Annotated in this window: 13 protein-coding genes and 1 pseudogene; 9 read left to right on the top strand and 5 right to left on the bottom strand. The window is 72.6% G+C overall.

Features of this window, described 5'->3' with window-relative positions; all coding sequences use genetic code 11:
• Nucleotides 1-90 precede the first annotated feature (90 nt).
• Nucleotides 91-909: a DeoR/GlpR family DNA-binding transcription regulator gene (locus AB0M92_RS33880; protein WP_366106188.1), complete on the bottom strand. Its 819-nt coding sequence runs from the start codon at nucleotides 907-909 to the stop codon at nucleotides 91-93.
• Between the two features lie 494 nt (nucleotides 910-1,403).
• On the opposite strand from AB0M92_RS33880, the gene AB0M92_RS33875 reads away from it, so the two are divergent.
• From AB0M92_RS33875 to AB0M92_RS33840, 8 genes are all read left to right on the top strand, one after another.
• Nucleotides 1,404-2,930 (top strand): NPCBM/NEW2 domain-containing protein, encoded by a 1,527-nt coding sequence (locus AB0M92_RS33875; RefSeq protein WP_366106192.1) that lies wholly within the window; start codon nucleotides 1,404-1,406, stop codon nucleotides 2,928-2,930.
• A gap of 217 nt (nucleotides 2,931-3,147) precedes the next feature.
• Nucleotides 3,148-4,581 carry a glycoside hydrolase family 16 protein gene (locus tag AB0M92_RS33870; RefSeq protein ID WP_366106187.1) on the top strand — a complete coding sequence of 478 codons (1,434 nt, stop codon included), beginning with the start codon at nucleotides 3,148-3,150 and terminating at the stop codon, nucleotides 4,579-4,581.
• Between the two features lie 28 nt (nucleotides 4,582-4,609).
• Nucleotides 4,610-4,759, top strand: coding sequence for a hypothetical protein (locus tag AB0M92_RS33865; RefSeq protein WP_366106186.1), 150 nt, complete (start codon nucleotides 4,610-4,612; stop codon nucleotides 4,757-4,759).
• 100 nt (nucleotides 4,760-4,859) lie between these two features.
• Complete coding sequence (locus AB0M92_RS33860; protein WP_366106185.1) at nucleotides 4,860-5,903, top strand: LacI family DNA-binding transcriptional regulator; 1,044 nt, start codon at nucleotides 4,860-4,862, stop codon at nucleotides 5,901-5,903.
• A 198-nt stretch (nucleotides 5,904-6,101) separates the two neighbouring features.
• Nucleotides 6,102-7,406 (top strand): extracellular solute-binding protein, encoded by a 1,305-nt coding sequence (locus AB0M92_RS33855; protein ID WP_366106184.1) that lies wholly within the window; start codon nucleotides 6,102-6,104, stop codon nucleotides 7,404-7,406.
• 109 nt (nucleotides 7,407-7,515) lie between these two features.
• On the top strand, nucleotides 7,516-8,391 hold the full coding sequence (locus AB0M92_RS33850) for a sugar ABC transporter permease (RefSeq protein ID WP_366106191.1): 876 nt from the start codon (nucleotides 7,516-7,518) through the stop codon (nucleotides 8,389-8,391).
• Nucleotides 8,388-9,221: a carbohydrate ABC transporter permease gene (locus AB0M92_RS33845; protein WP_366106183.1), complete on the top strand. Its 834-nt coding sequence runs from the start codon at nucleotides 8,388-8,390 to the stop codon at nucleotides 9,219-9,221. The genes AB0M92_RS33850 and AB0M92_RS33845 overlap by 4 nt, the downstream gene beginning before the upstream one ends.
• A 48-nt stretch (nucleotides 9,222-9,269) precedes the next feature.
• A complete protein-coding gene (locus tag AB0M92_RS33840; RefSeq protein ID WP_366106182.1) occupies nucleotides 9,270-10,688 on the top strand; it encodes a GH1 family beta-glucosidase in 1,419 nt (472 codons plus the stop codon).
• Here AB0M92_RS33840 and AB0M92_RS33835 read toward each other — a convergent pair.
• From AB0M92_RS33835 to AB0M92_RS33820, 4 genes and pseudogenes are all read right to left on the bottom strand, one after another.
• Entirely contained in the window at nucleotides 10,660-11,268 is a 609-nt protein-coding gene (locus tag AB0M92_RS33835; protein WP_366106181.1) for a HutD family protein, read from the bottom strand. The two genes, AB0M92_RS33840 and AB0M92_RS33835, sit on opposite strands and share 29 nt — an antisense overlap.
• A gap of 100 nt (nucleotides 11,269-11,368) precedes the next feature.
• On the bottom strand, nucleotides 11,369-13,117 hold the full coding sequence (locus AB0M92_RS33830; RefSeq protein WP_366106180.1) for a glycosyl hydrolase family 18 protein: 1,749 nt from the start codon (nucleotides 13,115-13,117) through the stop codon (nucleotides 11,369-11,371).
• Between the two features lie 109 nt (nucleotides 13,118-13,226).
• Nucleotides 13,227-13,958: a hypothetical protein gene (locus AB0M92_RS33825; RefSeq protein ID WP_366106179.1), complete on the bottom strand. Its 732-nt coding sequence runs from the start codon at nucleotides 13,956-13,958 to the stop codon at nucleotides 13,227-13,229.
• 146 nt (nucleotides 13,959-14,104) lie between these two features.
• Nucleotides 14,105-14,779 (bottom strand): annotated as a pseudogene (locus AB0M92_RS33820) (NAD(P)-binding domain-containing protein); the annotation flags it as partial.
• Nucleotides 14,780-15,250: 471 nt separating this feature from the next.
• On the opposite strand from AB0M92_RS33820, the gene AB0M92_RS33815 reads away from it, so the two are divergent.
• Nucleotides 15,251-17,248, top strand: coding sequence for a BTAD domain-containing putative transcriptional regulator (locus AB0M92_RS33815; protein ID WP_366106178.1), 1,998 nt, complete (start codon nucleotides 15,251-15,253; stop codon nucleotides 17,246-17,248).
• Nucleotides 17,249-17,270: the final 22 nt, after the last annotated feature.

Below are 17,270 nucleotides of genomic sequence, written 5' to 3'. Positions count from 1 at the left end.
CGATGCCCGGCCCTTCAAGTGGACCAAGACCGCCGACCAGATCCTCGACCGCATCTGCCGCTACTGCGACAGGATCTCCGAACCAGGTCACTAGGGGGCGTCCTGATCCACGCCGGTCAGCAGCACCTCGTCGACGCGCTCGTCCACCGCGGCGGCCTCCTCCGGGGGAAGCGAGTCGGTGACCAGCACGTCGACCTCCTCCAGGGAGGCGAAGGTGGTGAGCCCCACGGCCGACCACTTGGTGTGGTCGGCGAGGAGGGCGGTCCGCCGCGCGGAGCGCAGGAACGCCCGGTTGGTCTCCGCCTCGGCGAGGTTCGGCGTGGTCAGTCCGGTGGCGATGCCCAGCCCGTGGCAGCCGAGGAAGAGCAGATCGACGTGGAGGGAGCGGATGGCCTGGTCGGCGATGGGTCCGACGAGGGCATCGGAGGGAGTGCGGATGCCCCCGGTGAGGATCACGGTCGGGGCGCCTCCCGCGCCGCCGGTCCGGCGGGCGGCCTCGAAGACCTCCGCGGTGCGGACCGAGTTGGTGACCACCGTGAGGTCGGTGACCTCGGCGAGCTCCCGGGCCAGCGCGTGGGTGGTGGTCCCGGCGGACAGGGCGATGGCCGAGCCCGGTGCGACGAGGCCGGCCGCCCCCTTGGCGATGGACCGCTTCGCCGCCGTCTCCCACTCCGACTTGGCCTCGAACCCGGGCTCGTGACTGCTCGCCTCGTCGCCGAGCACGGCGCCGCCGTGCACCTTGCGCAGCAGGCCCTCGCGGGCGAGGACGTCCAGGTCCCGGCGGACGGTCATGTCGGAGACGTTCAGGGAGCGCGTCAGCTCGTTCACCCGCACCCCGCCGCGCCGGCGGACCTCGTCGAGGATGAGGGTACGGCGCTGATGGGCCAGCAGGCTGCCGGTCTCGGCCATGCGGCGGCTCCTCTCCTCGGGCACCGGCGTCCCCGGTCAGCAGAAGCATCCTGAGGGATTGAACAGAAGTCAACAGACTTCGGCAAAGCCGCAGTTTGAGGCGGAGCAGCCCGCCGGTGACCGTCGTCGCGAGCACCGGCGGCAGGCGGATCACCCGGCCCACTCTCTTGACATGCCCTTGCTAAGACAGTGTGATGTGGGCGTTCTCGTCGGAGTCCGTTCGTTCCTGAGGAGTTCTGCAAGAACTGACGGACCGCACATACGCGTCAGAGAACACTTCCGCACACTCTCTCCCGGAATTCCGGGCCGCACTCCCCCAGGAGCCGTCTGTGCACTCGTTACGAAGCGCCGTCGTCCGCCGCTTGACGGCGGCCCTGGCGGCCCTGCCGTTACTGGCCCCGGCGGCGGGTGCCACCGCACTCGCCGGTACGGCGGTGCTCGCGAGCGCTGCGCCCGCCGCCGCCGTGGGCGACGGCCAGGCGCTGACCCCGCCCATGGGGTTCAACAACTGGAACTCCACCCACTGCCGGGCCGAGTTCAACGAGGCGATGGTCAAGGGCATCGCCGACCTCTTCGTGGCCAAGGGCCTCAAGGCCGCCGGCTACCAGTACGTCAACCTCGACGACTGCTGGGCCCTGCCGAACCGCGACGCCGCGGGCAACCTCGTCGCCGACCCCGTCCGCTTCCCCGGCGGGATCAAGGCCCTCGCGGACTACGTGCACGCCAAGGGCCTGAAATTCGGCATCTACACCAGCGCCGGCACCAAGACCTGCGATACCGCGGGCTTCCCCGGCGGTCTCGGCCACGAACAGCAGGACGCGAGCCTCTTCGCCTCCTACGGCGTCGACTACCTCAAGTACGACAACTGCAACAACCAGGGCGTGGACGCGAGGAAGCGGTACACGGACATGGCCGCCGCGCTCAAGAAGACAGGCCGCCCCATCGTCTTCTCACTGTGCGAGTGGGGCGAGAACCAGCCGTGGACCTGGGCGTCGAGCCTCGGCCACCTGTGGCGCACCACCGGGGACATCGGAGACAGCTGGTCCTCGATGATCTCCATCGCGCACAGGAACCAGCCGCTCGCGCCGTACGCGGGCCCCGGCCAGTGGAACGACCCGGACATGCTGGAGGTCGGCAACGGCGGAATGACCGCCACCGAGTACCGCACCCACTTCACCCTCTGGTCGATGATGTCGGCGCCGCTGCTGATCGGCAGCGACCTGCGCAAGGCGACGGCCGAGACCTTGGACATCCTCTCCAACCCCGATGTCATCGCCCTGGACCAGGACGCCCTCGGCAAACAGGGCACGGTGGTCTCCGACTCGGGCGGGCTGGTGGTGATGGCCAAGGAGCTGGCGAACGGCGACCGGGCGCTCTCCCTGACCAACGAGACCGGTTCCACCGCCACGATCTCCGCCCGGACGGACGCCCTCGGTATCGGCAACCGGGCCCCCTACGCCCTCAAGGAGCTGTGGAGCAAGGTCGCCTCGACCAACACCACCGGCACCATCAGCGCCTCGGTCGCCCCGCACGCCACCGTCGTCTACCGGATCACCCCCGGGCCGGCGCCGCTTCCGCCGGCCGGCACCTCCCACCTGTCCGACCTGCCCTGGACGGGTGCGAGCAGCGGCTGGGGGCCGGTGGAGAAGGACCGGAGCAACGGTGAGCAGGCGGCCGGCGACGGCAGGACGCTGACCGTGGGCGGCGTCGCGTACGCCAAGGGGCTCGGCACCCACGCGGCCGGCACCCTCACCTACCACCTCGGCGGCAGGTGCACCGCCCTGACGGTGGACGTCGGTGTCGACGACGAGAGTTCGCGCACCGGCGCGGTCGTCTTCCAGATCTACCGGGACGCCACCAAGGTCGCGGACAGCGGGGTCGTCACCACGGCGGACACGGCCAGGAAGCTCACCGCCGATCTGACCGGCGGCCAGACGCTGCGGCTCGTCGTCACCGACGGCGGCAACGGCATCGACTACGACCACGCGGACTGGGCCGCGCCGCGGCTCACCTGCGCCTGATCCTCCACCCCCGCCCACCTGAGAGCGCCTCACCGGGCGTGAAGGGCGGACCGCCTCCGCGCGGTCCGCCCTTCACACGTTGAACTCACCTTGCCGACAAGCCCGTTGATGGCGCGAAGCCTTGACGCCGGGGGGTGCCGGGAGCACAGTGGCCAGCGGCGCCGCTTGAGAGCGCTCTCATACAGCGGGCCGCCTCCCCCCGAGAGAGGGCACACCCATGCGTCTCCCCACCGGCAGAAAGCGTCCGTCCGTCCGGCGCGCCGTCATCGCGGCGTTCGCCACGATGGCGGTGGCCGCCGCGACCGCGGCCGCGGTCACCCTGCCCGCCAACGCCGTCGCTCCCCCACCCCCGGCAGGCTGGACCCAGGTCTTCCTCGACGATTTCAACGGGGCCGCGGGCTCCGGCGTGAACACCGCCGACTGGCAGTACACCACCGGCACGAGCTACCCCGGCGGCCCCGCCAACTTCGGTACGGGCGAGATCGAGACGATGACCGCGAGCACCTCCAACGTCTCCCTCGACGGCGCCGGGAACCTGCGGATCACCCCGCTCCGGGACGCCGCCGGCCACTGGACCTCCGGCCGCGTGGAGACCCGCCGGTCCGACTTCCAGCCCCCGGCGGGCGGCAAGCTGCGCACCGAGGCACGGATCCAGATGCCGAACGTCACCGGGGCGCCGGCGAAGGGCTACTGGCCGGCGTTCTGGATGCTCGGCGCGCCGTTCCGGGGCAACTGGTGGAACTGGCCCGGCATCGGCGAGATCGACATCATGGAGAACGTCCAGGGCATCGACAACGAGTGGGCCACCGTGCACTGCGGTACGAGCCCTGGCGGCCCCTGCAACGAGACCTCCGGAATCGGCGGCCAGCGCGTCTGCACCGGCACCACCTGCCAGGGCGGGTTCCACACGTACGCGGTGGAGTGGGACCGGTCCACGGCCGTGGAAGAGATGCGCTTCTACCTCGACGGGGTCAACTTCCACACCGTGCGCGCGAATCAGGTGGACGCCACCACCTGGACCAACGCCACGAACCACGGCTACTTCATCATCTTGAACGTGGCCATGGGCGGCGGCTTCCCCGACGCCTTCGGCGGCGGACCCGACGCGGGCACCCAGCCCGGCCACCCGATGGTGGTCGACTACGTGTCCGTACTGCGCTCGACGGGCGGCACCAACCCGCCGACCACACCCCCGACCACTCCCCCGACGACGCCGCCCACCACCGCGCCGTCCGGCAACCGCGACGCGTACCGCGCCGTCGAGGCCGAGTCGTACGACGGCCAGGCCGGGCTCGGCACCGAGACCACCACGGACTCCGGCGGCGGCCGGAACCTGAGCGCGATCGCGAGCGGCGACTGGGCCCTCTACAAGGGGGTGGACTTCGGCTCCACCCCGGCGACGCAGTTCTACGGGCGGGTCGCGAGCGGGGCCGCCGGCGGAGTCGGCGGCCTGGTCGAGGTCCGGCTGGACAGCCGCGGCAACCCGCCGATCGGCAGCTTCTCCATCGCCGGCACCGGCGGCTGGCAGAGCTGGCGGACCGTCCCGGCCAACATCGGCCCCGTCACCGGCACGCACGACGTGTACCTCACCTTCACCAGCGGCCAGGGCGCCGACTACGTGAACGTGAACTGGTTCGACTTCGGCCACTGACCCCCTCGGGCGGACCGGGGAGGCGCCCGTGATCGCACCCCGACCGCTCCCCCCGCCGGTGGTGGCCGCACGGATCGCCCCGCTGGGGCTGGTCCTGCCGGCTCCCGCCCGCGCCGCGGCGCACCCCGCGCAGGACGGGACCGGGAGCTTCCCGATCACCTTCCGGAGCGGCTGGTGACCTCCGCCCGTTCGCCGGGAGCGCTCTCAGCCTCCCGGCGGTACGGGTTACCCTGCTGTTCGTCGCGCCAACAGCCCCCGGACACGCAGGAGGAGCGCCCGTGCCCGAACAGCTTCCCGGTCACCGCCCCACGCTGGAGGCCGTTGCGGAGCGCGCCGGGGTGTCCCGGGCGACCGCGTCCCGCGTCGTCAACGGCGGCGACGGCGTCCGCGCGCATCTGGTGGAGAAGGTCCGCGAGGCCGTCCAGGAGCTCGGGTACGTACCGAACCCGGCGGCCCGCACCCTGGTGACCCGGCGCACCGGTGCCGTCGCCGTGATCATCGCCGAACCGGAGATCCGGATCTTCTCCGATCCCTTCTTCTCCCGCCAGATCCGCGGCATCAGCAAGGAACTCACCGCACACGACACCCAGTTGGTGCTGCTGCTGGTGGAGGACCGGGGGGACTACGACCGCATCGAGCGCTACCTGGCCGGCGGCCACGTCGACGGGGCGCTCGCCTTCTCGCTGCACACCGACGATCCGCTGCCCGCGATCACCCGCCGGGTGGGCATGCCCACGGTGTACGGCGGCCGGCCCGGCTGGACCGCCGGCTCCGGGGAGCACGGCGGAATCGCGTACGTGGACGCCGACAACCGCGGAGGCGCCCGCGAGGCCGTGCGGCACCTGCTGGACCGGGGCAGGCGACGGATCGCGCACATCGCCGGCCCCCTGGACCAGACCTCGGCGGTCGACCGGCTCGACGGCTACCGGGACGTACTGCTCGACGCCGATCCCGCGCTGATCGCGGAGGGCGACTTCACCGCGGCGGGCGGGGCCGGGGCGATGACCGCCCTGCTGGAGCGCTGCCCGGACCTCGACGCGGTGTTCGCCGCGAACGACCTGATGGCGACGGGCGCCCTGCGGGTGCTGCGGGAGCGGGGACTGGCCGTCCCCGGGGACGTGGCGCTGGTCGGGTTCGACGATGCCGAGCTGGTGGCGGAGACCGCCGATCCGCCGCTGACGACCGTGCGCCAGGACATCGAGGGCATGGGGCGCCTGATGGCGCAGCTGCTGTTGCGCACCCTGAACAGGGCTCAGGGCGACCGGGCCGTGCCCGCCTCGGTGGTGACCCCCACGGCGCTGGTGCGACGCGCGTCGGCCTGATGTCGCCGCGGCCGGCAAGAGCGGCGCGAACTCGTCGCAGCGGGAAGGTGATTGTGGACGAATGGGCACCGCCTCGCGTACGACTCTTGACGGGACCCGGGCTGCGGGTGCAGGCTCCAGTCGCGTTCTGAGAGCGCTCTCAAGGCTGGCGCACTCCCACCCCCGCACCCTGCCCGTCCAGGCCAAGGAGGCCGCCCCATGTCGATCCCCCGAACCGCCCTGAGAACCGGGGTCCGCCTCGGCGCCGTCGCGCTCACCGGAGTGCTCCTGGCCGCCTGCGGATCCGGTTCGGGCGGCGGCTCCGCCGACTCCGCGGGCGGCGACGTGACGCTCACCGTCGACCTGTTCGGCGCGTTCGGGTACCAGGAGTCCGGCCTCTACGCCGAGTACGAGCGGCTCCACCCCGGCGTCAAGATCAAGCAGACCGACACCGAGGACGAGCAGGACTACTGGAAATCGCTCCAGACCCGCCTCGCGGGCGGCGGCGGCCTGGCCGACGTCCAGGGCATCGAGGTCGGTCGCATCGCCTCGGTCACCCAGCAGCAGGCCGCCAAGTTCGTGGACCTGAACCAGTACGGGGCCGGGGCGCTCAAGGAGGAGTTCGCCCCCGCCAAGTGGTCGGCCGCGACGACCAAGGACGGCAAGGTGCTGGGCCTGGGCACCGATGTCGGCCCCGAGGCCATGTGCTACCGCAGCGACCTGTTCCGGGCCGCCGGCCTGCCCACCGACCGCACCGAACTGGCCACGCGGTGGGCGACGTGGGAGGGCTACCTCGAACTCGGCCGCCAGTACAAGGCGAAGGCACCGGCCGGCAGCGCCTGGCTCGACAGCGTGGGCAGCCTGAACGCCATCATGGTCGGGCAGGAGAAGGAGCGCTACTACGACTCCTCGGGCGCCCTCGTCTACGAGAACAGCCCTGCCGTGAAGACCGCGTGGGACGCCTCGGTCAAGGCCGCGGGCGAGGGGCTCAGCGCCAAGCTGGACCAGTGGTCGCCGCCGTGGAACCAGGCGTTCTCCTCGGGTTCCTTCGCCACCCTGCCCTGCCCCGCCTGGATGCTCGGCTACATCAAGGGCCAGGCGGGGGACGCGGGCAAGGGCAAGTGGGACGTCGCGAAGCTGCCCGGCGGCGCGGGCAACTGGGGCGGCTCGTACCTGGCGGTCCCGGCCGCGGCCGCCCACAAGAAGGAGGCGTACGAGCTGATCAAGTGGCTCACCGCGCCCGAGCAGCAGACCAAGGTCTTCCGCGGGCAGGGCAATTTCCCCTCGGCCACCAAGTCGATCGGCCAGATAGCCGACGCCAAGGACCCGTACTTCTCGGACGCACCGATCGGCCGGATCTTCGGCGAGGCCGCCGAGCAGGCCCCAGTCCAGGTGCTCGGCCTGCACGACAAGGACATCGCCGACCAGATCAACAACGCGCTCAGCGAGGTGGAGCGAAAGGGCACGGCGCCCGAGACGGCCTGGTCGAACGCGAAGAAGGCCGTCAAGAATGCCCTCGGCTGAGCCCCTGGCACGGCGGTCACAGACGGCCTCGAAGGCACCGCCGGTGCCCCACGCCGCCCCCGCGCCGCCGGAGCCCTCGCCCCGGCGGGGCGGGCGGCGGCCCGCCCCGCTGTCCCCGTACGCCTTCCTCGCCCCCTTCTTCACCCTGTTCGCCGCGTTCGGGATCTTCCCGCTCCTCTACACGGCGTACGTCTCCCTCTACCGCGCCGAACTCCAGACCCCCGGCGAGCTGGAGTGGCGCGGGCTCGGCAACTACACGGCGCTGTTCACCGATCCGTTCTTCTGGACGGCGCTGCGCAACACCTTCACCATCGGCGTGCTGTCCACGGTGCCCCAGCTCCTGATGGCGCTGGGCCTGGCGCACGTGCTCAACTACCGCCTGCGCGCCCTCACGTTCTTCCGCACCGCGCTGCTGCTGCCGTACGCGACCTCCGTCGCCGCCGCCTCGCTGATCTTCGCGCAGCTCTTCGGGCACGATTTCGGACTGATCAACCGGCTGCTCGACCTGGTGGGCATCCACCCGGTCGACTGGCAGAACGGCACGCCGGCCTCCCAGATCGCCGTCTCGTCCATCGTCGTCTGGCGCTGGACGGGCTACAACGCGCTGATCTACCTGGCCGGCATGCAGACGATCCCGGCCGAGCTGTACGAGGCGGCCGAGGTCGACGGCGCCTCCCGATGGCGGCAGTTCCTCCACGTCACCCTGCCCGGGCTGCGCCCCACGATCGTGTTCACCTCGATCGTCTCGACGATCGGCGCCACCCAGCTGTTCGGCGAACCGCTCCTGTTCGAGGGATCGGTGTCCGGGGGCATCTCGCACCAGTACCAGACCCTCGGGCTGTACATGTACGAGCAGGGCTGGGGCTTCTTCCACCTGGGCCGGGCCGCGGCCATCGCCTGGGTCATGTTCCTGCTGATCGCGGTGCTGGTCGGGGCCAACGCCTGGGCCGCGCACCGCCGTTCCCTCAAGGAGGCCGGCCGATGAGCGCGACGGTCACCGCCCGGCGCGGCGGCAGGCTCACGTACGCGGTCCTGATCTGCGCGGTGCTGGTCTCGGCCTTCCCGCTGTACTGGACCCTGGTCGCGGCCAGCCGCTCCAACGCCGAACTGGCGCGCCCGCTACCGGCCTTGCTGCCCGGCCCGCGACTGCTGGACAACTTCCGGTCCGTCCTGGACGAGGCCGCGATCGGCAAGGCGTTGCTCAACTCGCTCGTCGTCTCGGGATCGATCACCGTCGGCACGGTGCTGTGCTCCACGCTGGCCGGGTTCGCCTTCGCCAAACTCCGCTTCCGCGGCCGCGGGGCGCTGCTCGGAGCCGTCGTCGCCTCGATGATGATCCCGCCGCAGCTCGGGGTGATCCCGCTCTTCATGCTGATCGTCAGGCTGCACTGGGTCAACCAGCTCCAGGCCGTCATCCTGCCCGGACTCGTCTCGGCCTTCGGGGTGTTCTTCATGCGCCAGTTCCTGGTGCAGTCGCTGCCCGACGAGCTGATCGAGGCGGCCCGCGTCGACGGGGCCTCGCACGCCCGGATCTTCTGGTCGATCGTCGTGCCGATCGCCCGCCCGGCCATGGCCGTTCTGGGTCTGCTCACCTTCATGACCGCCTGGAACGACTTCTTCTGGCCGATCGTCGCGCTGTCCTCGCAGGAGCCGACCGTCCAGGTCGCGCTGCGCCAGCTGGGCGGCGGCTACGTCCACGACCAGTCCGTGATCATGGCGGGCACCCTGCTCGGCACCCTGCCCGTACTGCTGGTCTTCGGACTCCTCGGCCGCCAGATCGTCGGCGGCATCATGCAGGGCGCGGTCAAGGGCTGACGCAGCTGCTCCCCGGCCCTCCCCTCACCCTTTTTTTGGAGCCTTTCCATGACCACGCTCGACGCGTCTCCCCATCCGAAGACGATGCTCGCCTTCCCGACCGGTTTTCGCTGGGGCACCGCCACCGCCGCGTACCAGATCGAGGGCGCGGCCTCCCTGTACGGCCGGACGCCTTCCATCTGGGACACCTTCAGCCACACGCCCGGCAAGGTCCTCCACGGGGACACCGGGGACACGGCCGCCGACCACTACCACCGCATGGACGAGGACGTGGAGCTGCTCCGGAGGCTCGGCGTGAGCGACTACCGCTTCTCGGTGGCCTGGCCGCGGGTCCAGCCCACCGGCCGCGGACCCGCCGCCCGGAGCGGTCTGGACTTCTACCGGCGTCTCGTCGACGCGCTGCTGGCCGCCGGGATCCGGCCGGTGGCCACCCTCTACCACTGGGACCTGCCGCAGGAGCTCGAAGACCGGGGCGGCTGGCCCGTACGGGAGACCGCCGAGCGGTTCGCCGAGTACGCGGGGCTCGTGGCCGGGGCGCTCGGCGACCGCGTGGCCGGCTGGACCACCTTCAACGAGCCCTGGTGCGCGGCCTTCCTCGGCTACGGCTCCGGGGTGCACGCCCCGGGCCGCACCGAGCCGGAGGCCGCGCTGCGGGCCGCGCACCACTTCAACCTGGCCCACGGCCTGGGCACGGCGGCCCTGCGCGCCGTCCTTCCCGCCTCGGCCGAGGTCTCCCTGACGCTGAACCTGCACGCGCTGCGGCCGCTGACCCGCTCCGCCGCGGATCTGGACGCGGTGCGCAGGATCGACGCGGTGGGCAACAGGATCTTCCTCGACCCGGTCTTCCACGGGCGGCTGCCGCAGGACCTGGTCCGGGACACGGCCGGGGTCACGGACTGGTCCTTCGTGCGGGACGGGGATCTGGCCGCGGCCGCCCAGCCGATCGACTGGCTGGGCATCAACTACTACTCCCCGACGGTGGTCGCGGCGGCCGAGCCGGGGTACGGCATCGCGGCCGCGGACCCCTCGCCGTGGGCGGGCGCCGAGGAGCACGTGCGCTTCCTGCCCGCGCCCGGGCCCCGGACGGCCATGGACTGGCCCGTGGACGCGGGCGGACTGCACGAGCTGCTGGTCCGGCTGCGCGACGAACTGCCGGGCCTGCCGCTGATGATCACGGAGAACGGGGCGGCGTACGGGGATTACGCCGACCCGGAGGGCGACGTGCACGATCCGGACCGGATCGGCTATCTGCACGGCCACCTGTCCTCGGTGCACCGGGCGATCGAGGACGGGGCGGACGTGCGGGGGTACTTCGTGTGGTCGCTGCTGGACAACTTCGAGTGGGCGTACGGCTACAGCAAGCGCTTCGGGCTCGTCCACGTCGATTTCGCGACCCAGCGGCGCACGCCGAAGGACAGCGCCCGCTGGTACGCCGACGTCATCGCCCGGAACGGGCTGCCAGCCTGACCACCGCCGCGTGGCCCCGGGTGCGCAGGACGCAGGCTCCGGCGCCGGCTGCGGCGCCGGGGATCAGGACCGCGTCGTACGGGCCGAGGGCCACGGGACCGGCCGCCGCCGCCGCTTCGAGTTCCGCCGGGCCCCGGAGGGCGACCACCAGCAGGGTCTCCCCCGGCGTCGCGGTGAGCGCGAGGGTGCCCCGTACGACGGCGGTCCCCGCCCGCACCCGGTCCCGGCGGTACATCACGTTGAAGTTCACGACGGGCCCGTCGAGGAGCAGGCAGTCGGTGGGGGCGTCGCCGGGGAACTCCTGTGGCGCGTAGCGCTCGTCGACGAGGCGGCGGGCGCCCGCCACCGTGAGGTCCATGCCCGCGCCCTCGGCCAGGGTCAGGATGCGGTCGACGCCGGGGAAGGCCGAGAACGGCCCGTCGGAGGCAACCTCCGCCAGGCTGATCCGCCAGCCGAAATCGGCCAGCGCGGAGCCCTCCGGCCAGGCCGCGATCTCCCGGGTCACCCCGCCGCCGTTCTTCCAGGCGACCGCCGCGCGGTCGCCCGCGCGCAGGATCCGGACCTCGTTGCCGCCGGTCATGGCGCCGTTCCTTCCGTCGGGTACGCACCGCCCTCGCGGGCGGTGCGTACCCGGGCGGCCGCGGCCGAGCCTATCGACCCGGCGGGCCCGCCCGACCGGGCTACCCGACCGAGAGGTCGTCCCCGTACACCGTGCCCTGGCCGTACCAGCCGTGCAGGTAGACGGTGACCGTGCCGGAGGCGCCGGTCGTGAAGGGGACCGTCAGCTTCGACCAGCCTGCCGAGCCGGTCCACGCACTGGCGCTCGCGCCGCCGCGGACGCCCAGGTAGGCGTAGCTGCCCTGCACCCATCCGGCGAGCGTGTACTTCGTGTTCGGCGCGAGGGTCAGGGTCTGGGCGCATTCCCCGGTCTGCGAGGCGGTGGGCGCGGTCCTCAGCGCGTACGAGCCCCCGTGCGCGGGGGTGCCCACCACCGCGCCGCCGCTCTCGCAGGTCCATGGGGCGAGCGCGCCGGTCTCGAAGCCGCCGTTGACCAGTGCGCCGCTCCCGCCTCCTGGGCCGGAGACCGTGAGGGTGAAGACCGTGGTGTGGGTGAGGCCTCCGGAGGTGCCGGTGACGGTGATCGGGTACGTGCCCGGGGCGGCCGAGGCCGAGGCGGCGACCGCGAGCCGGGCCGAGGCGCCCGCCGTCACCGAGGCCGGGTCTACGGAGGCGGTCACTCCGGCGGGCGCGCCGGAGGCCGTCAGGGCGACGGCGTGCGCGGTACCCGAGACGACCGCCGTGCTCACGGTGGCGGAGGTGGAACCGCCGGGCGCCACGGAGGCCGAGCCGGGAGCGACGGCGAGCGAGAAGTCGTCGGCGACGGGACCGCCGCCGCCGGTGAACGGCCCGAAGGTGTGGCTGAAGTACCAGGGGTCCTGGACGATGCCCGAGCAGGAGTCGGAGCCGCCGGTTCCGGGGCAGCCGCCGTTGTCGCGCTGGAGCGCCCAGAAGGACAGGGTGTTGATGCCCTTGGCGGTGGCCCAGTCGTAGACGGCCGTGGCGTCTGTGGTGGTGAAGGTCTCGGCGGGGCCGTAGTCGTCGATCCCCGGCATCTCGGTGACGCCGATCATGCCCCAGAGCTGGGCGGGGTTCTTGGCCGGGTACAGGGCGGCGAGCTGGTCGTGCAGCCCGGTGGCGGCGGTCTGGGTGTCGGCCGCCATGTGGTGGGTGGCGCCGTCGTAGTAGTCGAAGGTCATCAGGTTCACGACGTCCACCTGGGCGCCGGCCGCCTTGGCGCTCTTGAGGACGGCGAGTCCGCTGCTCGCGAGACCGCTCGTGGTGGTGGGCAGGGTGTACGAGACCTGGAGCGGGCGGCCGTTCGCCGCGGCCCAGTCCTGGACCTTCTTGATCGCCTGGTTGCGCCGGTCGATGCCCGCCTTGTTGGTCAGCGAGTTGTCCTCGATGTCCATGTCGAGCCGGGAGACCTCGTAGGTGGTGATCACCCTCTCGTAGGCGGCGGCGATCGCGTCCACGCTGGTGCAGCTGTCGGCGATCTCGGTGCCGCCGTTGTCGGCCGCGTAGCCGCCGAAGGAGGGGATGACGTCGCCGCCGCGCGAGCGGATCGTGGCGAAGTCGGCGCCGAAGACGGAGCCGGAGACGGGCAGTCCCGTGTCCCCGTTCCAGTACGGGGTGCAGGAGCCCCTGGCCTCGGTCTGTACGAACGCCATGGTCAGGTACTTGGCGCCGGACTTCTGGGCGAGGTCGGCGGGACTGTCGCCGTTGTACGCCTCGAAGTACGGGGCGAAGACGTGCGCGGGCAGCGGGGTCGCGGCGTGGGCCGCGCCGCCGGCCCCGAGGACGAGGCCGGCGGAGGCGAGGACCGTGGTCAGCGCCGTGGATAAGGCATGGAGGGGCCTGGGACGTCTCATCGATGCTCCCGGTGGGGCGCGAGCGAACGGGCGGACGCCTCATGATTGGTCTGGACCAGGTGCGGGTCAAGGGTCCGGGCGCCTTCGATTGCCGCGGCGCGAGCGGGAGTTACAGGATTCGCCGGGTGGTGAGGGGCAGCGAGAGGTGGCCGGGGTGTTCGAAATCGGCTCGCGTGCCCTCGGCGGCGTCCGCGTCGATCGCGTACACCATGAGCGGGCTGCTGCCGGTGGGGCCCGTGGCGGTGGCGCGCAGCCGGTAGTGCTCGGTGCGGACCGCGTCCCGGGCGAGGGCGGCGCCGCCCGCGTAGAGGTGGGCGGGCTTGGCGTCGGTGGCGATGCGCAGGTCCGCGGCGCGCCAGGCGCCGGTGGCCGGGTCGCGGCGCTCCAGGACGAAGGGGGTGGCGGGTCCGGGGAGGTCGCCCGGTTCGCCGGTCAGGGGCTCCATCTGGAAGGCGATGAGCAGGTGCCCGTAGGCCTGGGCGTTGCCGTTGCGGACGGTGACCGTGAACTCCTGGGCGGGGCCGCCGCGGACCAGCTTCAGTCCGCCGCCGGCCGCGGCGGCCGCGGTCAGGGACAGCCGGGTCGCGGGGGCCGGCAGCGCGGCCGGTGTCTTCGCGGGCGCTGCCGGGGACGCGGAGGCCGCGGTCGGGGTGGGAGTGGCCGCCGACGCGGAGGGGGTCGGGGTGGCTGACGGGGTCGCCGACGGGGATGCGGAGGCCGAGGCGCTCGCGGACCGGGCGGGAGCGGCCGGGCGGTCCGGATGGCCGGAGCAGGCCGTCAGGGCGGCCACGAGCGCCGCCAGTACCGCCGGGGCGATCAGCAGACGGGGTCTGACGTGCATGGTGGGCCCTCCCGCGGCTCCCGTGAGGGCAGGACCGTAACAAGCCGGGGGCATCGGTACGGGGGCGCGGAGGATGACACTTCGGTATCGGTTCCGGGGCGGGGCCGGCGCGGGAGGCCCGCTCCCCCGCGCCCGCCCGGGGAGGGTCAGCCCCTGAAGGCCGCCTGACGGACCGGCGAGGCCTCGGCGAGGGCCTTCACGACCGCGTCGGTACCCGCCCGGAGTCCGTACACGGGAGTGCCGGGCTGCTGGCGCCACGAGTCGTCGATGGCGCCCGCGTCCACGGTGTCGAAGCCGAGCTCGTCGATGAGCGCCCGGACGGTCTCCTTGGCCGCCGGGTCGTCGCCGGCCACCGGGAGTGCCACCCGGTCCGGGGCTCCGGCCGGGCGGTGCAGGGCCAGGATGTCCTGCGCGTACGTCCCGTTGAAGGCCTTGACCACCGGGTGCCCGAGGCGGCGCTGGCTCCAGCCGCTTTCGGTCAGGCCCTCGTCCTCGATCTCGGCGATGCGGCCGTCTCGCTGCTGCGGGTAGTAGTTCCCGGTCTCGATGAGGACGAAGTCCTCGGCCGCGCCGTCGAAGAGGCCGGCGGGCAGGGCCGCCACGTTCTTGAGGGGGACGGTGACCACGACGACCTCGGCGCCCCGCGCCGCCTCCGTGACCGTGACGGGGACGGCCCCGGTCTCCTTCGCGAGGTCGGCCAGGCTTTCGGGGCCGCGGGAGTTGGCCACGGACACCTCGTGCCCGAGGGCCGTGAGACGGCGGGTGAGGTTGCCGCCGATGTTGCCTGCGCCGATGATGCCGATCTTCATGAGTTCTCCAGTGCGTGCAGGGTGGTCGGGTGCTGCGTGGAGTCGGGTGCTGCGTCGAGCGGGGTACTGCGTCGAATCCGAACCACCGGGCGCCGCCGTGCATTCCGCGTACTGCCCTTCCGCCCCACGGACCCCCCGAACGAGTGGCCGGTTCCCGGCCGTACGGAATCAGCCAGGGAACTCCGGCGACGCGTGACCGGAAATCGACTTCGATTGCGACCTGACGAGATCCGCACAAGGAATTCGTTTACACGTGAACATCCTCGCCAACCGGTGGTAACTTCACGGGACTCCAGAGTGACGGGGAGAAAGAGAATCGCTCTGCCGTCGAAAACAAGCCGTACACCACTCGACTTTCACAAGATCCCTTATGTAGTGTTTCATTCATTCGCCGCCCACCAGGGGGCGGAGAGCGGGACGCGGCCGACCACCGCCCCTGTCCTGCTCGTTCGCGAAATACGTGACCCGACACGAGGGACCAGTATGCGGTTCCAGCTTTTGGGGCCGCTGAGTATTGCCCACGGCCCGGAAACCGTAGTTCTCAAGCCATCCAAGCCGACCAGTCTTCTCGCCGCGCTTCTTCTGCATCCGGGGGTCGTCGTTTCGACCGCCTATCTCGTGAGTGCGGTGTGGGACGAGGATCCTCCGGCCACCGCGCGGGCCGCGCTGCAGACGTGCGTCCTGAGGCTGCGGAGGTTATTCACGAAGTACGGAATATCCGCGACCACCATCGAAGCCGTGCCCGGTGGATACCGGATGCACAACGACGCCGAGACCCTCGACCTCGTCCTCTTCCGCACCCTGATCTCGCAGGCGGCCGCCGCCGGCGGCGGCCCGGGCGAGGAGCTGTACCGGCTGCGCGAGGCGCTGTCCCTGTGGCACGGGCCGCCGCTCGCCAACGTGGCCTCGCGGATGCTCCGGCGCGACGCGGTGCGCTCGCTCGAACAGGAGCGCCTTCGCGTGCTGGAGCGGGTCTGCGATCTCGAACTGGCCGCCGGCAACTTCCACCAGGTGCTCGTCGACCTGTACGAGGCCGGCCGCCGGCATCCGGTGCGCGAGCGGTTCACCGAGCAGCTCATCGAGGCCCTGTACCGCACCGGCCGACAGGCCGAGGCGCTCGCCGAGTACCGCACGGTACGGGACCGGCTGCGCGACGAGCTCGGCGTCGACCCGGGGGCCGGGCTGCGCCGCCTGGAACTGGCCATCCTGCGCGCCGAGGAGATCGGCGGGCCGGAAGCGGCCTCCGGGGGCACGGTGGCACGGCCCGCTGTCGGGCCGGCGTCGGGGCCCGGTGCGGCACCGGCCGCGATACCCGCCGCGCCGTCTGCCGCGGACGGCCCCGGTCTGCCGCGGACGGCGGCCGCCCCGGGCACGCCGCCCCCGACCCCGGCACGGGCGGCCGGGCCCGCGGCGGACAGCGGCTGGCGCGGAGTGCCCGCGAAGGGCCGCCCCGGCAGACCGGGCCTGGCGCCCGTGCCCGGGTTCGCCGGGCGGCAGGGCGACCGGAGCGCCATCGCCGCCCGCCTGACCTCACCGGACGGGCCCCGGCTGGTCGTCGTCTCCGGGGCGCCCGGCATCGGCAAGTCGGCGCTGGCCCACCAGTGCGCCCATGAGGTCCGCGACGCGTTCCCCGGCGGGGTCTTCAGCCTCCCCCTGGCCCGGTCCGACGGCAGCCCCCTCGCTCTGGACGAGGCCCGGGAACTGCTGCCCGGGCCGGACGACGGGGGCCGCCGGCTCCTCGTCCTCGACGACGCGGCCGGCGCCGGGCAGGTGCTGCCGCTGCTGCCCGCCGCCGAGGACGCCTCCGTCCTGATCACGAGCAGACGGGGGCTCGCCGCGGTCGTCGCCACGCACGGCGGAGCCGTGCACCGGCTGGACGTCCTGGGGCCGGACGAGGCGTACGCACTGCTCGCAGGGCTCGTCGGGACCGACCGGATCGCGGCCGAGGCCGAGGCGGCCGCGGAACTCGCCCGCGTCTGCGGGCACTTCCCGCTCGCCCTGCGCATCGCGGCCGGCCGGCTGCTGACCCGGCCCGGCCTGTCCGTGGCCGACTGCGCGTCCTGGCTCGCGGAGGAGCCACCCGCCCGGCTCGCCCTCGCCGAGGATCCGCGGCTCTCCGTATCCGAGGTGTTCGGGCAGGCCGTCGGGGCCCCTCTCGCCCGAACTGCGCGAGGTCTTCCTCCGCCTGGGCACCCTCGGCCCGCAGGGCTCCCTCACGGAGGCCGGATCCGAAACCGACCTCGAACAGCTCGTGGAGGCGGGGATGCTGGAGGACGGGCCACCGGGCAAGCCGCCGTACCGCCTCCATTCCTTCCTCCGCGTCTACGCGCGTTGGCTCGCCCGCGGGCCCCGCCCGGCGGCCATCGCCCCGGCCGCTCGCTGAACTCCCCGCCGTTCCCGGCCCCTCTCCCCGCGCCTTCGTCCGCCTTTCCCCTCCGCCCACACCGCACCCAGGGGTGTCCCATGTCCCAAGCCGGCTAGGAGACCGTCGCCGCCTCCCGGC

The sequence above is a fragment of the Streptomyces sp. NPDC051582 genome, from assembly GCF_040681715.1.
GTDB lineage: Bacteria > Actinomycetota > Actinomycetes > Streptomycetales > Streptomycetaceae > Streptomyces.
The sequence above is the reverse complement of the archived record's forward strand: the minus strand, read 5'-3'. Positions and strand labels throughout refer to the sequence as shown.

What these genes read in the sequence shown, in the direction of transcription:
- AB0M92_RS33880 (WP_366106188.1), bottom strand. Translation starts at nt 909, where the DNA reads ATGGCCGAGACCGGCAGCCTGCTGGCCCATCAGCGCCGTACCCTCATC.
- AB0M92_RS33875 (WP_366106192.1), top strand. Translation starts at nt 1,404, where the DNA reads ATGGGGTTCAACAACTGGAACTCCACCCACTGCCGGGCCGAGTTCAAC.
- AB0M92_RS33870 (WP_366106187.1), top strand. Translation starts at nt 3,148, where the DNA reads ATGCGTCTCCCCACCGGCAGAAAGCGTCCGTCCGTCCGGCGCGCCGTC.
- AB0M92_RS33855 (WP_366106184.1), top strand. Translation starts at nt 6,102, where the DNA reads ATGTCGATCCCCCGAACCGCCCTGAGAACCGGGGTCCGCCTCGGCGCC.
- AB0M92_RS33845 (WP_366106183.1), top strand. Translation starts at nt 8,388, where the DNA reads ATGAGCGCGACGGTCACCGCCCGGCGCGGCGGCAGGCTCACGTACGCG.
- AB0M92_RS33840 (WP_366106182.1), top strand. Translation starts at nt 9,270, where the DNA reads ATGACCACGCTCGACGCGTCTCCCCATCCGAAGACGATGCTCGCCTTC.
- AB0M92_RS33835 (WP_366106181.1), bottom strand. Translation starts at nt 11,268, where the DNA reads ATGACCGGCGGCAACGAGGTCCGGATCCTGCGCGCGGGCGACCGCGCG.
- AB0M92_RS33830 (WP_366106180.1), bottom strand. Translation starts at nt 13,117, where the DNA reads ATGAGACGTCCCAGGCCCCTCCATGCCTTATCCACGGCGCTGACCACG.
- AB0M92_RS33825 (WP_366106179.1), bottom strand. Translation starts at nt 13,958, where the DNA reads ATGCACGTCAGACCCCGTCTGCTGATCGCCCCGGCGGTACTGGCGGCG.
- AB0M92_RS33815 (WP_366106178.1), top strand. Translation starts at nt 15,251, where the DNA reads ATGCGGTTCCAGCTTTTGGGGCCGCTGAGTATTGCCCACGGCCCGGAA.